The sequence below is a fragment of the Thermococcus aciditolerans genome (assembly GCF_008152015.1).
GTDB lineage: Archaea > Methanobacteriota_B > Thermococci > Thermococcales > Thermococcaceae > Thermococcus > Thermococcus celericrescens.
Genome location: NZ_CP041932.1, coordinates 1,391,966 through 1,408,908, shown reverse-complemented (window position 1 = coordinate 1,408,908; position 16,943 = coordinate 1,391,966). Strand labels below are relative to the sequence as shown.

The 16,943-nt window shown below is 54.2% G+C and carries 15 protein-coding genes and 1 pseudogene; 6 read left to right on the top strand and 10 right to left on the bottom strand.

Annotated features, from left to right (window positions below):
* Nucleotides 1-108: 108 nt before the first annotated feature.
* Nucleotides 109-461 (bottom strand): annotated as a pseudogene (locus FPV09_RS07815) (hypothetical protein); the annotation flags it as partial.
* A 124-nt stretch (nt 462-585) separates the two neighbouring features.
* On the opposite strand from FPV09_RS07815, the gene FPV09_RS07810 reads away from it, so the two are divergent.
* Nucleotides 586-1,203 carry a DUF116 domain-containing protein gene (locus FPV09_RS07810; protein WP_148882974.1) on the top strand — a complete coding sequence of 206 codons (618 nt, stop codon included), beginning with the start codon at nt 586-588 and terminating at the stop codon, nt 1,201-1,203.
* On the opposite strand, the gene FPV09_RS07805 is transcribed toward FPV09_RS07810, so the two are convergent.
* On the bottom strand, nt 1,187-2,017 hold the full coding sequence (locus FPV09_RS07805) for a DMT family transporter (RefSeq protein WP_148882973.1): 831 nt from the start codon (nt 2,015-2,017) through the stop codon (nt 1,187-1,189). The genes FPV09_RS07810 and FPV09_RS07805 overlap by 17 nt on opposite strands.
* Nucleotides 2,018-2,141: 124 nt before the next feature.
* On the opposite strand from FPV09_RS07805, the gene FPV09_RS07800 reads away from it, so the two are divergent.
* The 3 genes from FPV09_RS07800 to FPV09_RS07790 are packed head-to-tail and all read left to right on the top strand — an operon-like array spanning nt 2,142 to nt 4,872.
* Nucleotides 2,142-2,669, top strand: coding sequence for a 4Fe-4S dicluster domain-containing protein (locus FPV09_RS07800; RefSeq protein ID WP_148883770.1), 528 nt, complete (start codon nt 2,142-2,144; stop codon nt 2,667-2,669).
* Between the two features lie 5 nt (nt 2,670-2,674).
* On the top strand, nt 2,675-4,546 hold the full coding sequence (locus FPV09_RS07795) for an aldehyde ferredoxin oxidoreductase family protein (RefSeq protein WP_148883769.1): 1,872 nt from the start codon (nt 2,675-2,677) through the stop codon (nt 4,544-4,546).
* A gap of 14 nt (nt 4,547-4,560) precedes the next feature.
* The gene (locus tag FPV09_RS07790) at nt 4,561-4,872 is read left to right on the top strand and encodes a MoaD/ThiS family protein (protein ID WP_083500644.1); all 312 of its coding nucleotides are present in this window, start codon (nt 4,561-4,563) and stop codon (nt 4,870-4,872) included.
* Here the strand turns inward: FPV09_RS07790 and FPV09_RS07785 are convergent.
* Nucleotides 4,780-5,088, bottom strand: coding sequence for a hypothetical protein (locus FPV09_RS07785; protein ID WP_058939364.1), 309 nt, complete (start codon nt 5,086-5,088; stop codon nt 4,780-4,782). The two genes, FPV09_RS07790 and FPV09_RS07785, sit on opposite strands and share 93 nt — an antisense overlap.
* A gap of 124 nt (nt 5,089-5,212) precedes the next feature.
* Here FPV09_RS07785 and FPV09_RS07780 point away from each other — a divergent pair, with 124 nt between their 5' ends.
* A complete protein-coding gene (locus FPV09_RS07780; protein WP_148882972.1) occupies nt 5,213-6,943 on the top strand; it encodes a glycoside hydrolase in 1,731 nt (576 codons plus the stop codon).
* A gap of 104 nt (nt 6,944-7,047) precedes the next feature.
* Entirely contained in the window at nt 7,048-7,266 is a 219-nt protein-coding gene (locus FPV09_RS07775) for a hypothetical protein (RefSeq protein WP_058939366.1), read from the top strand.
* On the opposite strand, the gene cca is transcribed toward FPV09_RS07775, so the two are convergent.
* The 7 genes from cca to FPV09_RS07740 all read right to left on the bottom strand — a co-directional run bounded on the left by cca (nt 7,189) and on the right by FPV09_RS07740 (nt 16,890).
* A complete protein-coding gene (gene cca / locus FPV09_RS07770) occupies nt 7,189-8,556 on the bottom strand; it encodes a CCA tRNA nucleotidyltransferase (protein WP_148882971.1) in 1,368 nt (455 codons plus the stop codon). The genes FPV09_RS07775 and cca overlap by 78 nt on opposite strands.
* A gap of 9 nt (nt 8,557-8,565) precedes the next feature.
* Entirely contained in the window at nt 8,566-9,120 is a 555-nt protein-coding gene (gene thpR, locus FPV09_RS07765) for an RNA 2',3'-cyclic phosphodiesterase (protein ID WP_148882970.1), read from the bottom strand.
* Between the two features lie 198 nt (nt 9,121-9,318).
* The gene (locus FPV09_RS07760; protein ID WP_148882969.1) at nt 9,319-9,621 is read right to left on the bottom strand and encodes a hypothetical protein; all 303 of its coding nucleotides are present in this window, start codon (nt 9,619-9,621) and stop codon (nt 9,319-9,321) included.
* 163 nt (nt 9,622-9,784) lie between these two features.
* The gene (locus FPV09_RS07755) at nt 9,785-10,375 is read right to left on the bottom strand and encodes a hypothetical protein (RefSeq protein ID WP_148882968.1); all 591 of its coding nucleotides are present in this window, start codon (nt 10,373-10,375) and stop codon (nt 9,785-9,787) included.
* Nucleotides 10,376-10,443: 68 nt separating this feature from the next.
* Nucleotides 10,444-10,839, bottom strand: coding sequence for a hypothetical protein (locus FPV09_RS07750; RefSeq protein WP_148882967.1), 396 nt, complete (start codon nt 10,837-10,839; stop codon nt 10,444-10,446).
* A gap of 205 nt (nt 10,840-11,044) precedes the next feature.
* Nucleotides 11,045-11,509 (bottom strand): phosphoribosyltransferase, encoded by a 465-nt coding sequence (locus FPV09_RS07745; protein ID WP_148882966.1) that lies wholly within the window; start codon nt 11,507-11,509, stop codon nt 11,045-11,047.
* Nucleotides 11,510-11,646: 137 nt separating this feature from the next.
* Nucleotides 11,647-16,890 carry a vitamin B12-dependent ribonucleotide reductase gene (locus FPV09_RS07740; RefSeq protein WP_148882965.1) on the bottom strand — a complete coding sequence of 1,748 codons (5,244 nt, stop codon included), beginning with the start codon at nt 16,888-16,890 and terminating at the stop codon, nt 11,647-11,649.
* Nucleotides 16,891-16,943 lie beyond the last annotated feature (53 nt).

The following is a 16,943-nucleotide window of genomic DNA, read 5'->3' as shown; positions in this document are numbered from 1 at the left end:
ATAAGGTTTTTGGGTGAGGTGCCCTTCCCGATGGACCTTGGTCACTTCTTCCGGGGTATTGTGGGGACCCCACTGGATTTTAAGGCGAGGACGATTTAAACCCGACGCCTCTTCATCTGGCTCACCTTTGCGCCTGCTCTCGTTCTTTATGACCTGAATCACGTAGTCTATGAACTTCCTGATCTCCTCGAGCTCCTCCTCAGGGATATCTTTGATTTTCCTATTCTTCGTCTTGTACGTCAGCAGCTTGAGGAGGGCAAGCCTTCCGAGCGCCGTCCTGGTGCCTATCTCCCCTCCTTCCAGTCATGTCAGATGGCGTTGGCTATGCCGTAGAACTCTGGGATGCTGTCAAGTCCCGGGTCTCCGACGTCTATGCCCTCCGTTCCGAGGTACTTGTAGCGCTTCTCCTTGTCCTCGCTCGAAAACTCCTTAGTCCTCTCCCTGATGTACGCGTGCACCATGGCCACCACCTCCGGGAATTATCTACCCTCAAGAATTTATTAACTTTTTGTTTCTAAACCCTTCCCAAAGGCTTATATTTCCCCTGGGACGGAGATATCACAAAGGAGTGTGGCGGGAGCTGGAATGGGCATCGAAAACCTGATTGCAAAACTGCTTGCTTCCGGTGCCGACCTGAGCACGAGGAGCGCCGTCAGGGCGGTTCTGTTCCTCATGGGGGAGGATGAGGAGCTGGCCGATCAAATCTACGTCGAACTCAAAAACAGGGCATACGCCGAGGATTTTGCGAAAGTCCCTCCCGAGAAGAGGGCGGTCTTCATCCCACAGTGCCTCAGAAACTTCCGCGAATGTCCGGCGGAGCTTGGGGAGTACGGCTTTGAATGCACGAAGTGCGGACGCTGCCCTGTGGGTTCGATAATTGAAGTTGGTGAGAGGCTGGGCTATAGGCAGTTCTACATAGCCCCCGGCGGGAGCCTCGTCAAGAAGATTCTCAAGTCGAAGGTTCCAAAGGGGGAAATCAAGGCTGCCATTGGAATCGCCTGCTGGCCGGAGCTTGCTGAGGCCGCTGAGAAGCTTTCCCATCTCAGGATTCCTCTCCAGGCTGTGCCCCTTCTTCGTGCCGGTTGCATCAATACGCTCGTGGACGTCAAGCGCGTGGAGGAGATCCTCAGCCTCGGCATAATGTCAGAGAGGTGGGGGAGTAAGGTACCGTCCATCGAGTCCAGCCCTACCCTTGGTTTCTAATCTCGTTCCATATTCCCGCCATTATCAGCGCCGCACCCAGGTAGCCCTTGGCGCTTAGGATTTCCCCTATCGTTATAAACGCCGCTATGTGGCCGAATATGGGCTCCGCGGAGTAAATCAGCGCCGCCTTGTGCGCCCTCGTGTTCCTCTGGTGCTTCACCTGGAGTGTGAACGCTATCACCGTCGCGAAGACCGAGGTGTAGAGCACCCCTGTCCATGGCAGGGGGTCCGTGGGGAACGTGAACGGCTCGGCGACGAGGGCAAAAACCAGCGAAAAGACGAAGTTCCAGGTTATCTGCCAGAAGGCTAAGCTTAGGTAGTCCTTTTCCCCGAACTTCTGAACGAGGACTATCTGGAAGGCGAAGCTGAGGGCGCAGAGGACGGTGAGCATGTCTCCGTAATTGAAGTTCAAGCTCGCCCCCGAGATGAGGTAGAGGCCGGTTAGGGCTATTGCGAGCGAAGCGGCATCTCTAAGCTTGAGTCTGTCCCTCAGCAGGAAGTAGGCTATGAACGGCGTGAAGACGACGTAGAGGGACGTTATGAAGGCAGAGTTCGAGGCTGTGGTGTACTTCAGGCCGACTATCTGGAAGCCGTGGCCGAAGAAGAGGGTCGTTCCCAGAATGAAGCCCTCTTTGAACGTCTCTCTCTTGAGGACCTTCGAGCGGAAGAGGATGAGCATTAAGAGGGATGCTATCCCGAAACGGTAGGCTAGGAAGAGAATCGGGGGAAGGTAGTCGAGGCTAACCTTCATGGCCGGGAACGTGAAGCCCCATATCGCAGTGATGCCGAGGAGTATGAACTCGGAGCGGTTCATCGCGTTCTGTAGTATCGTCCCTTTTATAAGACCTTCCCTCCGTATAAACCTGCATCTGCACGCTTCGTCATGGTTTCACTAAGATTATATAGGAGAGTTCCAACTATAGAATTAGGTGTTCCTCATGGGTTATGATGTTGCCGAGAAGATGTGGATTCTGATAACCCCTGACAAGTGCAGCGGCTGCAGACTGTGCGAGGTAGCGTGTTCCCTGGAGCACGAGGGGATAATATGGCCAGAGGCATCGCGTATAAGGATATACGAGCTTCTGCCCGGCGTTAACGTTCCCCACACCTGCGTCCAGTGTCCGGATTATCCCTGCGTAGAGTCATGCAACTTCGATGCGCTGAGCGTTGATGAGAAAACCGGTGCCGTGCTGGTGGATGAAGAGAAGTGCACCAAGTGCGGGGCATGCGTCCTCGCCTGTCCAGGCAACGTCCCGAGAATTCCGACTGGCAAAGGCAGCGTGGTAATCTGTGACCTCTGCGGAGGAAACCCGAAGTGCGTCGAGGTCTGCCACGAGGCCGGTCACGATGCACTGACGCTGGTGAAGGGCCAATACCGCTCGGTGTACAGGACTTTCGCCAAGGATCCGGTCGAGAAGAGTACCGAACTGGCAAGGAAAATGTACGGGGAGGAGTTTCTGGGGTGATGGAGATGAAGGGCTACGCTGGGAAGCTTCTGGACGTTGATCTGAGCACTGGGAAAGTGAAAACCGTTAAGCTGGACGAGGAGATGCTCCGCTTCTACGGCGGCAGGGGACTCGGTACGTACATCCTCTGGAAGGAGCTGGGGGAGAGGTGGGAAAAGGTCGATCCCCTCGGCGAGGAGAACCCGCTGCTTATCCTCACCGGCCCTCTGACGGGCTATTATCCTGGGATAAAGACGTCTGTGGTAGCCAAATCTCCGGAGAGCAACGGCATAGTGGGAAGTGTCCTCAGCAGCGAGGTTGGAATAGAGCTTAAAGCGAGCGGTTACGACGGAATAATAATCCGGGGAAGGGAAAAGGAGCCGGTTTACCTCTTCATCAACGACGACGAGGTGGAGATACGTGACGCTTCAAAGTACTGGGGCATGGGAGGAGTGGAGCTTCACAAGACCCTGCTGAAGGAAGTTCACGACGAGTTGAGAAAGCGGGCAAAGCTCCGTGGGGTTCCGAAGGAGCCGGCGATGATGTACATCGGCAGGGGCGGAGAGAAGAAGGTGAGGTTCGCAGCGATAATGAGCAAGCTGATGCACGCCGCTGGCTATGGTGGCTTTGGGGCTGTCATGGGCAGCAAGAACCTCAAGGCGGTCATCGTTAAAGGTAACGGCCCCCTGCCGGAAGTCCACGACAAAGAAAAGTTCAAGTCCATGCTCCGTGAGTTCCAGAGGGAACTCCTAACCCTCACCACGTTCCGCCAGTGGGGAACCGGTGCCGGAGGCTACAGCGTCGGCAAAGACCGCTCAAGCCAGCCGGTCCGGAACTGGCAGGAAGAGTACCACGACGACGAGAGGATAAGCGTGGTGAACTTTGAGCTCAAAGCCTGGATAAAGAAGTACTGGGCCGACTACGGCTGTCCGGTGAACTGCATGAAGATATCCTACCTCCGCTACGGCGAGTACAAGGGGGCCATAACGGATGCGCCGGACTATGAGCTGATGGCCTACATGGGAACCAACCTTGGCGTCTTCGAGCCGGAGAAGGTTGTTTACCTCTCCTACCTCGTCGATGAGCTTGGCCTCGATGGAATAAACGCGGGCAACGTCCTCGGCTTCGCTGCCGAGCTTTACCAGCGCGGAATTCTAACGGAAGATGACCTGAGCTTCAAGCTGGAGTGGGGCGACGAGAAGGCCTTTTCAAAGCTCCTTGAGCTGATAGTCGAGAGGAAGGGCATCGGAGAAATTCTGGCTGAGGGAACGTACCGCGCGGCAAAGAAAATCTCGGAGATGAAGGGCGTCGATGCCATGCGCTACGCCGTCCATGTCAAGGGTATCGGTGTCGGTGCCCACGGTGTAAGGAGCGACCTCGACTACACGAGGGACATAAGCTACGCCGTTTCGGTTCAGGGAGGCGACCACACCGCGACCGCTGGTCTCCCCGCAAGGAGCTACGAGGGCGAACTGGTCAATGCGTTCTACGACTCGGCCGTTATATGCATGTTCACGACGAAGCCGGGCTTTGAGCGTATCATCGAGTTCGGAAACGCGGTTACGGGCTTTGAGCTGACGCCGGAGAAGTGGTTCAACGAAACTGGCTTAAGAATAATCCACCTCCAGAGAATCCTGCTCCTCCTCGGAGGGCCCGACGTCCACTGGGATCCGAGGAGGGACGACGACAACCCGCCGAGATTCTACGAACCCCTCCAGACCGGGCCGGTCAAGGGCAGGGCGCCGACCAGGGAGGAAATAAGCGAAAAGGTTCGCCAGTACTACGAGGAGATTGGCTACGATGAGCACGGTATCCCGAAGGAGGAAGTTTTAGAGGAGTTAGGCCTTGGAGAGGCCAAGCGTGAGGTGAAGCGCATAAGGGAGCGCCTTGGCCTTTGAGCCAGGTGGTCTGCATGAGGGTAACGCTGATACTCTACGGAGAGCATGCCCTAAAACACGGCTCGCGGAGGGAACTTGAGGTCGAAGAAGGCAAAAGGGTAGGCGAGCTCCTCAGGGAGTTAGGGATAGGAACGGACGAGCACCATATCCTCGTGAACGAGAAGAGGGTGGAGGAAAGCCATCCCCTCAGTGAAGGCGACAGAATCAAGGTGCTTCCGGTAGTCTACGGAGGCTCATTCGCCCGGCCCGTTGACGCAGGACATGTTCATGGCGAGCAGGCTTTCCACGTACCCCGACTCAAGGTTTTCCTTTATTTTATCCGCTAAGGCTTTGAACTCCTCGGGGGTGAGCGGTCTTTTGGTCTTCAGCCACTTAATTTTCCCGTCGTTCTTGTCGAGGATTACTATCTCCCCCTCCGTGATGAGGGGCACGTAGTTCATCTTTATCCCGTACAGCTCCTCAGCGAAGGTCAGCTTCGCCCTCATGAGCTCGAGGTAGTTCGCCAGGTCTTCGCCCAGAATCTTCCTGAATTCGCGCTCCATCTTCCCACCGGTCAAATCTCAATGCACAGGTTTATTAATCTATCGGGCACATATGGGTAAAAATGCTCTTTAATTTTTCCGAAATCCAAATAAGCGCCTGTGATGTATCACTCCCGGTGAGACAATGGAGATGAAGTACGCCCACCACTTCCACGCCTACCAGCCCGGCGACATCGTCTACGTTAAAGACGGTGACGGGGATAAACCCATAGAGTACAAGGAGAGAAAAAGCCCCGTTGCGATAAGAATCCGTGGAGAAGAAGTCAAGGGCGAGAACTGGACGAGGGCGATGCTCTATTCCTACGAGCACATAGCCGATACCCTCTCGCGCATGAAGGGCGTGAGCATAGATATAGAGCCCTTCACGTTTCTAATGCTCCTCCGCTATCATAAAAGCGCCTTTGAAGAAACCGTTGAACTTCTCCGGAGATTTGACGCCGTCCCTACAACGCCATTCCACCCGATAGTTCCCCACCTTGATGAGTTTGAGCAGAGAATCCTGGCGAGGGTCTCCTTTGACTTCTACGCCCCGCTGATGGGTGACCGGCCTGTAATCGGCTACTGGCTTCCCGAAGCGGTTATAACGAGAAGAACCGCCCAACTGGTTGAGTCATCGACGGACAAAAGGCTCGTCTTTCTCCTCGATGAGAGACAGCTCCTTTACGACTTTCCCCAGGCGAAACACTCCTGCAATCGCTATTCAAGCTCCTTCGTCTTCGGAAGGGAATGGCACATAAGCGACGCCTTCGCCTTCAATACGCTTGACGTTCCCGGCCTGATTAGAGAGACCCTCTCCTACCACGATGACCACAAGGAGAACCTCGGCGTTCCCTATCTAATCTTCACGGCCAGCGACCTTGAGAGCCTCCTCGGAAACCCGGCACAGCTCGACCGCTTTACCGCTTGGATGGAGGGACTTGAGAGAAACGGCGTCGAAAGGGTCTCCGCCATGGAGTTCGTAAGGAAGAAGCTCTCCGGTGAGTTCAAGCGCCTTGACGGCGAATGTTCCTTTGAGATGCCCGTTAAGGACTACTCCGCCTGGAGCGACTACTTCGATTTAAGCCTCGACGGAAAGACGAGCGATTCCCGGTGGCTTGGCTATAGACGGGCCGATGGGAAGGTTTTTGCGAGGGAAGTGGGCGGAAGGAAAATCTCCCAGCTCTGGAAGGTGGCCTTCACAAGGCTCTTCGAGGAGCTCAACAGGGCCGTGAGGCTTGGTGTCTTGAAAGGCCTCGCGGAGCTTGGGGCTGATAACGCTGAGGAGTTCCTCGTTCGCTACACGAGGATTTTCTTCAGGGACTACTACGATCACTTTGACATGGAAACGTCTCTCGATTACGTCCTTGAACCCGTCTCTGGGGAGCGGAATGCCCTGAAGCTCGGCAGGATTTACTATCTTGCCCTCCTCGCCAACCACTCCTGCCCGCGCTTCTGGGAGAACCTGGATACGCGCGTTGCCTTCGGCAACGTCTCGGTCATGGCGAAGGCCCTCGTTGAGCTGATGGAGTACTTCAACGGCAGTGAACTCCAGGGCCTCTTCGTGGAGGCATACCTCAAACTCCTCAACTTCGAGAACCTCTACCACCTCTGGAACCTCTCGGCGATGCCCTCGATGGAGGGCTGGGAGACGAGTGAGAAAGCGTGGCTCGATGCGTTAAAGCCCGAAGTCCCGGGCAGCGGATACAACGTCGTGACGAGGGCGGCCCTCTATGTTGGGAAGAGAGACCTGAAGGGTGAACTCAGGAGTCTGATCGAACTCTACAACCTCGACTGGGCCGTCGTCGATACCGGCCACATCCCGGGCGAGGTTCACGGGGAGTGGGAGAACCGCGAGTGGTGTGAGCACCGGGGATGATATCCCTGCCCTCTCCGGGACGTTTGGTTATTTAATTTTGTTAGCCTAATCTTTAAAACTTTGGGGTACTATACAAAAACGACCCGGAGGCGGGGGGGATAGTGTTGGAGGAAAAGAAACGCTGTGAGGGGGAGTTGTCCCTTCTGGGGCCCGTGTTGATGAAGCTCGGTGGAAAGGAGTACCTGAAGCTCAAACGCATACTCGAGGACGCGGAAAAGAAGGGGATGGGAAAAAAGACCCTTCTTCTAGCCCTTCAGATTCCACTTCTCTCTGCTCAGGAAGAGGTAGGCTTCGTTCTCCAGCTCCTTCGGGACGTAGTCTAGCATTATCCCGGCGTCCCTGATGTTTTCTCTAACGCTTTTCCCCATGGCAACCTGGTTCTTCTCCAGGAGTTCGGGGATAACCTCAACTATTCCCTCCCTGACAACTTTTTCCGCGAAGAGTCTCTTTCCTATAATCCACACCCTATCGTTCTTCCGGTAGAAGTCCCGGCCCCGCTCTGTGAAGAACTCGGGTCCGGGCTTTATCATCATCCTCTCCCTTTCCCTCCTGTCCACCTCGAGCATTATGAAGGCTTTGCTGCCCTCATGCCCAACGTTCCATCCGAGGACTTTGAAACCTTCCCTTGTGAGGGCCTTCTCAAAGCCCCGCGCGCTCCTCTCCAGCTGGGGGAGCAGGATGTCATCCACCATGTCGGGGGCTCGAAAGACCAGTGTCACGAGGTGGGTTCCCTTTCTTCTAAGTTCCAGGATGTAGTTTCCTGCGGTTTTTTCCTTTGGAAAGAAGAACCCCTCGGATGGGTTCTCCAGGAACTGACGTGCCTTGAAGTAGAAAAAGCCATAGCGTTCCCAGCCCAGGTTTGCCGCGACGTTCCGCCTAGGGTCGACGGGGTCGATGACTATTAGAGGCCTGTCAGCCTCGGCCTCGCGCCTGACGGTTTTCATGGCTACCTCATGCTCCCGCTTGAGCCAGTTTCCGGGGTCTATTATCTTCTGCCTCAGCATGAAGTCGGCGTTTTCAAGGACTTCGAGAAAGGAACCGTATTTGATAACGAGGATTTCGGCTAGGTAGCCGGAAAAGCCCCTCACGTAAATCTCGCTCCCGTAGGCGTTTATGCCCTTCAAAAAGCGCTTGAGGAGCCTTACCTCGTCGTTCCTGCCCCTGAGGTTCTCAAAAACCCAGCGGTTGTGGAGTATCGAGCGGTCTACGGCAGTCTTCACGTCCCTCCAGCTTTCCACGTCGTAGCAGGGAACGAGGTCGACCTTCACGCCTCTGTACCGGGCCCTCACGTAGGGATGCTCCGCATAGGCGATTTCGTAGGAGTCGAGCCTCTCGGCGATGGTCTTCCCGAGCCTTAAGCCCTTCTCCCGGAGCTCTTCCAAGGGGGTATCGAGGGGGAAAGCCAGGAAGAGGTCAACGTCGTGGTCACCGGCCAGGTAGGTGTCCTTCGCGAGCGAGCCGACGAAGTAGGGCTTAACGTCGAGGCCTAGGCTTTCGATGGTCTCCTCTGCTATGGTCTCCAGTTCCCTCATTAGGTCTTCCACGAAGGCCCTCTCCTCATCCGTTGGGCGTATTCTCGGAAGAATTTTTTGAAGAACGGCCTCGACGTCCATTCCCACACCTCACCCGGCCAGCTCGAACCTGGCAACGGTCTCGTAAATCGGGCCCTTGGGAGTGAGCGTGCTCTTCTTCAGCTCTATGGCCTCAACATCAAACTCGCCGAAGTCTTCGTTCGCCAAATCCTTCAGCGCCATCGCCAGCTCCAGTTTGTCCCTCACGAACTTGACGCGGCCGATGGTTATGTGGGCCACGAAGTCCTTGTCCTTCTTGAAGCCCAGCCTTCTCATCTCCCGCTCAACGTCTTTCGCTATCGCCTTTATCCCCTCGTCGTTCTCTATGCCCGCCCAGATGACGCGGACGTAGTTCGGGTTTGGGAAGACGCCGATGCCCTTAACGCGGACGCGGTGCTTCCTGTGCTTCTTTGCTATCTCCGCCAGGGCCTTCTTGACCTCCTCCGCCGTAACCTCATCAATCTCGCCGAGGAACTTGAGCGTCACGTGGAAGTTCTCGCGCTCTACGAACTTTATCTTGGCTGATTTGCTCCCTATTCTCTCCTGGGCCTTTACGAGGTTGTCGCGGACTTCGTCGCTAACCTCAATGGCTATGAACGCCCTCATATCACCACCTGAGAAAAATTGGGGGAGGGGGTTAAAGAGGTTTCGAGCCTCCGCCAGTATCGCGTCCGGTTACCGCCAGCGCCCAGCCGATTATGAGCAGCATGGAGGCACCGGCCGTATGCGCTATGGTCAGCAGGTATTCCTCGGGAAGATACGGCGCCCTGCGGCATACCCCTTCAGGGGAAACTTCCAAGGGTGTTAGGATTGCGTCGAGGGGTGTGAAAGGGGGAGTGTGAGGAAGAATGAGAGTATCCATACAGGGATACCTATTTCCCTGAAACTATCCGTGCCGAGGAGTCTTCCGAGGAGGTATCCAAAGCAGAAGAAGACCACAGCGGGAATCAGAAAACCAAGGTGCAGACTTCTGTAGATGGGGGCAAAATCGGAGATTCCAGCTTTTCTCATCTCGTTCATGGATATCGAGACCACTGCCCAGCCGATTACAGAGGAGGAAATAATTAAAGAAAGGGTTATGATAAGCAGTACCCTTTGGCTTTTCATACCATCACCTCTACGACTCACGTTTGGTCAACATTATACTCCTTCCTTTGAAATCACAGCATCTTTGAGCGCCCAGTTTTGAGCGAGTGCATTGTCTGGGTATATGAGGGTTAAAATCATGAAAAGAATAACGATGGAAGCTCGTCGGTTCACCTCATTTCCCTCAGGACCTATATTCTCTCACGCTGTTGGGGCTGACCTCAACCTCGAATTTCAGCGTATCCGTTGGGATAATCATCCAGTTGGCAACGTTGAACTTCGCACGGGCCTCAAAGGATAGCCGGGCTGTGTTCGGCTTGGAGACAATGATAACGCTTGGGTTTGCCTCGAGGATTATTCCGTAGGCAGGTCTTGAGAGCCTTCCACTTCCAATCTTCTTTACAAAGTCGTAGTGGATGAACTTAATGTCCCTTCCTATCTCACGACTCCTGACCTTCCACCTGAATGTTATGCTATCGTTGGTTTCCTCGCTTACTGACGCGGATGCGGAATAACTGAGCAAGTTTCCACCCGCGTTTATTGTTGAAGTGTATGAGTAGTATTTTTTGGGTTCCCCATCCATGTTGGGTAGCCACTTGCTTATCCATATTTCTGATATGGGTATTCTGTCTGGGACACTTATGCCGACGGTCATTTCATCAATGGCTATGTCATCTCTCTTGGGGTGGCCCAACTGATGGATTTCCACAAGATAGTACTTCATTCCTGATGTTGTGGATACACAGCTGAATTCCGCCGTTACTCCCATCTCCATTGTGTTTCCGATGAAGACCTTTTTCCATGTGATCACCCCAATGTCGGTCCAATCTTGGGTTCGTCCCATTATCGATATCTTCCTGTGTATCTGCTTTTTGAGAAGTGCTCTACTTCCCCAATGAAGTCCCTTAGGACGGCCTCCTTTTTTACGGGCCCTTCTACGATGTAGTAATACACTCTACCGTGGGTGTCCCAGTATACTCCCGCGAACGTTACTCGGGATAACCTCTGGCTGGAAACTATTCTCAGTGTTATGTTTGTGTGATTTATCCCCACCAGTGCTTTCCCTGCGTTCTCCCCGTAGAAGTACATCATTTTGCCCATTGGGGTTGGCAGGAGTTCAATGTCCAACGTATCTTTGTCAGATTCCTTTGCCTCCTCCGCGGATATATTTGTTCCAGCCGCTGTCACCCCGACTATTAGCAATCCCAAAAGGACCGCTAGCAGGGGTTTCCACTCCACTAGGTCTCACCCTCTTGGGAGTTTTGCATTATTGATTAGGCACTAATCACTTATAAATTCTTCCTTTCATTATAAGTAAAAATTCTTTCTTTTTCTTTTGGGCATAGACTTATTCAAAATTGAGTTTCACTATCGGAACGAATCAGAAGAAACCCGAGTAAAAGAGTTGCATGGCAATGAAATCGGGAAACTTGAAAAACAAAGCTTACTCCCTCACCACAACCGGGAACTCCTCCCAGGGGAAGACTATCCACTTGTCGGTGCGGAAGACGTAGAAGTCCGGAGCCACCTTCGTCCAGGGCTTCATGCTGAGGCAGGCCACCTTGACATCCTTTGCCCCGGCCTTCTTGACCTCCTCGATGACAACTTCGAGGGTCTTCCCAGTGTCGCTCACGTCGTCGACGATAACGACCTTCTTGCCCTCCAGCGAGCCGTGGAGCGGGATGGTTATCTTCGGCTTCTCCATCCTCTCCTCGATGTCCTTGTAGAACTTGACGTCGATGACCTTGACCTCCAGGTCGCCGAGGATGTGGCTGAGCCTCACGGCCGGGATGAGTCCGCCCCTCGCGACGCCGACGATAACGTCGGGCATGAAGTTCTTTCTCAGCTCATCGGCGAGCGCGAAGATGGCCCTGTCAATCTGCCACCACGTGAGATAGACTTTGTCCATGACAACACCTCCGAATATCCAGTGTTTGGGTGAAACCTAATTAAGGCTTTCGTCTGAGTGGCAGAAGTTAAAACCTTTGGCTTAAAAATGATGTGTTGACACAAAAATGTTGAACAGAAAAATGGAATGAAACGGCTTCAGCTTATCACACACTTGCTCCATCCACACCTCGGGCAGGTGGCGCAGCCGCTCTCCATCTTCAGCTCCACCAGCTCTCCGTCCTTCTCATAGCATACCGGGCAGTACGCGATGCCCAGCAGTTCCTTTATTTTCTCCTCGGGGACATCGGAGGGTTCCGCGTGGTGGGGATGCTCGTGGGCAGGGGGTTTGGGCGCCGTGACGTGGGAGACCGAAAAAGTCAGCCCCGCGGGGGGATCGGCCTTCTCCTTGCCGTTGGTCCCGTTGAGTATCGCCTCCACGTTGATGAACTTGGCCAGCCCCGGCTCCGCCTCGACGATGGTCCTGAGCCTCTCGACGGCGTAGCTGCTCGGCTTGGCCTTGACGCGCTGCTTCTTCTCTCCCTCGACGCTGTAGACCTGCACCGAGAGCGATCCGTCGCGGTAGACGGTTATTCCCTTGCAACCGAGCTTGTAGGCGAGGAGATAAGCCGCCTTGACGTCCTCGACGGTGGCGTCGTTCGGCATGTTTATGGTCTTGCTGGCGCTGTCGGTAAGCCAGAGCTGGATGTTGGCCTGCGCCAGGAGGTGGTCGAGCCAGTGGATGTCCATGGAGGTTACGAAGACGCGCTGGAGGTCCTCAGGAATCTCCTCGAGACCCTGGACCGAGCCGTAGTTGTCGCTTATCTTCCTGAGTATCTCGTCGCTGTAGAGGCCGCGCTTCTTGAGTTCGGACTCGAAGACGGGGTCAACGTAGTAGAACTCACCGACGGTGACGCTCTTCTTATAGACGAGGGCGAATATGGGCTCGATTCCGCTGGAGGTGTCGGCTATCATTGAAACACTTCCGGTCGGCGGGCAGGTGGTGGTCATTCCGTTCCTCACACCGTAGCGCTTGATCTCCTCGGCCAGCTCGTCCCATGGCAGGTTCCATATCTCGCGGTGGTAGAAGCCCTCAACCGGGAGCTCACCGTCCTTGTATTTGCTCTTTTCATAGAGCGGGAAGGGTCCGCGCTTTTTGGCGGCCTCGACGGAGTATTTGTAGGCGTAGAAGGTGAGGTACTCGGTGGCCTTCCTCATGAAGTCGTAGCCCTCTTTGCTGTTGTATGCTATACCAAGCTTGAAGAGCGCATCCGCTAAACCCATCATTCCGACGCCTATTCTCCTCGTGAGCTTGGTGTTGCGGTCTATCTCGGGCAGCGGGAACTTGTTGACGTCGATGGCGTTGTCGAGGTACTTGGCGACCTTCTGAATGACATAGGCGTACTCGTCCCAGTCGAAGTACGGCTGGCCTTCCTCGTCGTACTTTACGAACTTTGCGAGGTTAATCGAGGCCAGATTGCACGATTCGTAGTCGTAGAGAGGCTCTTCCCCGCAATTGTGGCTCATGAAGCCGTTGCTTATGTAGCTGTGCTTTTCTGGGACGGTAAAGTCGTAAACCAGCTCCCTTCCGAGGATTTCAACGCTCTCGATAGTGACTACCGGTTCGTCCCGCTTGGTCTTCTTAAGGCTGAGCTTTTCCATCTTGTAGCCTTCAAAGCCAATCTTCTCCGCAAAGAGCTTCCTGCTGTAGTTGGCTATGACGAGCTCATGATAGCCCTCAGCCTCATAGGTTCTCTCCTCACCGTTCTTGGTGGTGTACTTGAACTCGCTTCTGTAGGGCCTCTCGTATATCTTGGACAGGATTCCAAAGAGCAGGAGCAGGTCCTGGACGTCCCTGAGGAGCCCTCTGTCGCGGGAGGTCAGCCTTACGGCCATGTCGTTGTCCACGTAGCCGTCAGCGCTGAAGAGGCCGCGGAGGAAGGCGGATATCTCCCTGGGCTTCAATCTGTACACGAGCTCTGGAACGCGTTTCTCGTTGGTCTTGACAACGCTCTCGATCCACTCATACGCTTTTCCGCGGACACCGAGCTTGATCTGGTTGCCGTAGCGGTGGGGTTCCGCCTTAATTCCAAAGTGCTTGGCCAGTATCTCCCTAATCTTCCAGGCGATTTCTTCCTCTTTCTCGGCGTTGAAGTAGAACCAGGCCCTCTTGTCGTTTGTGTTGAGGTAGCCGTCCCCAATGAACCACCCGAGGACGAAAGCCAAATCCTCGCCTATGCTCTCGCTTCCAAACTCGTCTTCAACTTCAAATCTCGGCAGGAGTATCTCGTCCCCCTGCTTGAGCTCCCCGACCTCTTTCCAGCCTTCCGGCGTCATCAGCCTGTGGTCGAGGGTAGCGGTTATTTCGTAGCCCTCCTTGGTTCTTATCCTTGCGACGGTCTTCATTCCGACCTTCCAGACGTACGCAGGAAGAGCCACTGGGTCAGCTATCGCAAGCTCGCCGCCATGGGCGGTTCTGTACTCGACCCTCTCTTCCCCTGGCAGCAGGACTTCGATGGAATATGCGTAGGGTTCTCCTCCTTCGGTTATTCCTTCAACGGCAACTGCTTCCTTCTTTCCGCGTTCCTTCGCCATGCTGAAGAGCTCTTGGGCCCTTATATATCCCTCCGGGGTTAGGACTCTAGTGTCACCGACGACACATGGGTTGGTCGCGCGGATTTTTTCGCCCTTTGCGGGCTCCAGAACGTTCCTCCTGTTGATGACGTCGAAGAACACCACACCGGGGTCTGCCTTCGCCCAGGCCATGAAGGCGAGCTCCTCGAAGAGACTCTTGGGGTCTATCTCCTTGACCTTCTCCCCCGTCCTCGGGTTGACGAGCGGGTAGCGCTTGCCCTCCTTGAGGGCCTCCCAGAAGTCCTCCCAGATGCCGACGCTGATGTTGAAGTTGCTGAGCACGTTGGTTCCGACGTTCTTCTCCTTGGCGTGGATAAACTTTTCTATGTCCGGGTGCCAGACTTCAAGGATGCCCATGTTGGCGCCCCTTCTAACGCCTCCCTGTTTGATGACGTCGCTGACGGCGTCGATGAGGTGCATGAAGCTGACTGGACCGGATGCCGCCCCGGTCGTAGTTCCAACCAAATCGCCCTCGGGACGGAGCTTCGAGAAGTTGAGGCCCGTGTTATGGACGAAGACCATTCCATTCTCGCCGGCCAGGTAATTCTGGTAGTCCTCCACGGTGAGGTCGTAGAAGGTCTTTGGCTCGTTGGTCGTGCTTATCTCCTTGACGACTTCGAGACTCTCAATAAGATAGAGCATCCTCCCGACTTCTTCACTATCCGTCACGTCGTGGAGCTTTCTAAGCATCTTCACGAGAACAGCCTTTGAAACCCTTCCCCTAGTGTGCCACTGCCCAAGGGATATCTTCTCGTTCTCTATGATGGCCAGGGTCTGACTGCCGTTCGTCTTGAACTCTACGCCGTACTTTGTGGCCCATTGCTTAAACGCATCAAAGTTGAGCGGGAGACCGAACGTTCCTCCCTTGTGTTTGCTTAGGAACTCTTCAAGTTTCTTTCTCTTCTCGGCGTTCTGGAGGTTCTTTCCTATAAGCTCGTGGAACCTGAGGAGCGATGAGTACTCTTCAACGTGAACCACGTAATCAACGCCGTCCTTTCTTGGTTTTGCCCTAATTCTAGCCTTTATTCCAAGGGAATTCAGGTAGTGTGTGATGTCCTCAATTAACTTTTTGTTTACCATACCGAGTTCAATGCCCGGCTTGCTGTTAATATGGCCTTCGGCATCAAAAAGGCCTGCTATGAACGATAGAACTGCATCGGGGCCGTGTTTGAGTATCTCTTGTGGGATTCCGTTCTCAATGTCTCCCAGAAGTTTCAGGTAGTGGGAGGTTATTTCCTTTGCCTTTATGTCGATGTAATAAATGTTCCTGTCCCTCTGAAGGCTGTATCTCTTTCCAAAGGTTTTTTCGAGGTAGTTGTTTATGATTTCGAAAGTTTCAGTCATGTAATCGTATATCCTCAGCCTGTCGTAGACGTACTCGTGCCCCTTAACGCGCGAGTGATGCTTGTCAAAGCTTCCGTCTCCCGCTATGAATCCGGCAAGCCAGTAGTCAAAGAGGAACTCGTAGTCCTCGCCGTTTGGCATTCCTCCCACTAGGATGTCCCCTTCCTTAAGTTCGTCTGCTCTCTTTTCAATGACATTAAACTCCGGTGTAATGACAAAGAACGGGTGCCACGGCGATGTTAGAATCTTCGTACCTTTGTTGGTCTTTATCTCGTACTTGGTCACTTCCTCTCCAAGCTCGTATCTCCAGAGGACGTTGACCTTTCCTTTGGTTACTCTCTTCGTTGTAGGGTCAAAGGATTTTACGTATATCGGAACATTCTCGACCTTTATTCCCCAGCGATTGTATTCTGGGTCGTAGAACTCTCCGAGGTCCTTATAGCGCTCGTACATCTCGACCATCGTGGTGAGATGCTCCTCACCTTCGTTCTCGAACAGTATCTTGGCGTTCCCGTCTATGCATCCCCCGCCCATCTTCTGTATCATGGCAACGTCGTGTGCCGCCTTCATGATGCTCTCCATGTCATCCTCTATCGGCACAACGAAGCACGCCGAGAGCATCCCGAGCGGCCTGCCCGAGTTGATGAGCGCCGGGCTGTTGGGCATGAAAACCTGGCTCGTCATCAGCCTGAAGTACTCCTCCACCTCGTCCTCGTAGCGGTCGAAGGCACCGTTTTCGAGCATTTTTATTACATCGTCCACCGGTACCTTCATCTGGCCCTTCTCCGCCAGCTCGCGGTAGAGGTTGAGGAGCCTCTCGAAGTGGTATTTGTTGAGCTTGAACCTTCCGATGGAGAGCTTCCCGTCGTACTCGTCGAGGACTTTTAGATAGTGCTCCACCCTGCCCGGGTCCTGCTCATGGCCGCCCGCCCTGTCAAAAACGCGCTCGTCGTAGAGCAGGTCCGGAATGACAGCGAGAACAGCGACGCGCTCGAAGAGCTCCCTGGGGCTCTCAATTATCTCCCCCTTCTCGTTCTTTATCAGATAGCGTGAAGCAAGGACGCGGAGGGCGTTGATCGAGAAGCGCTTGTCTATCTCGTCCAGCCTGTCCTTGTTGAGTACCTTTTTCTTCTCCTCGCGTATCTCGGCCTTTCTCTTGCGGTAGAGGATGTAGGCCTTTGCTACGTCGAAGAGGCCGGCGCGCATGAGTTCGAGCTCGACTATGTCCTGAATGTTCTCTATGTGTGGGGTTTGGCCGTCGTACAGCTCGTTGACCCTTCTAACGACCCTTCTAACGACTTTGTTGAGGAGCTTCTCGTCGCGAACGCCGACTTCAAGCATTGCCCTCTGTATAGCCCACTTTATACGCTCTTTATCAAACGGGACAATTCTGCCATCCCTTTTCATCACTTTTTCAACTGGCATATAAACACCCCTGACATACAGTTATCTATCGTTGCCCCTGTTAGGAGAAGCAT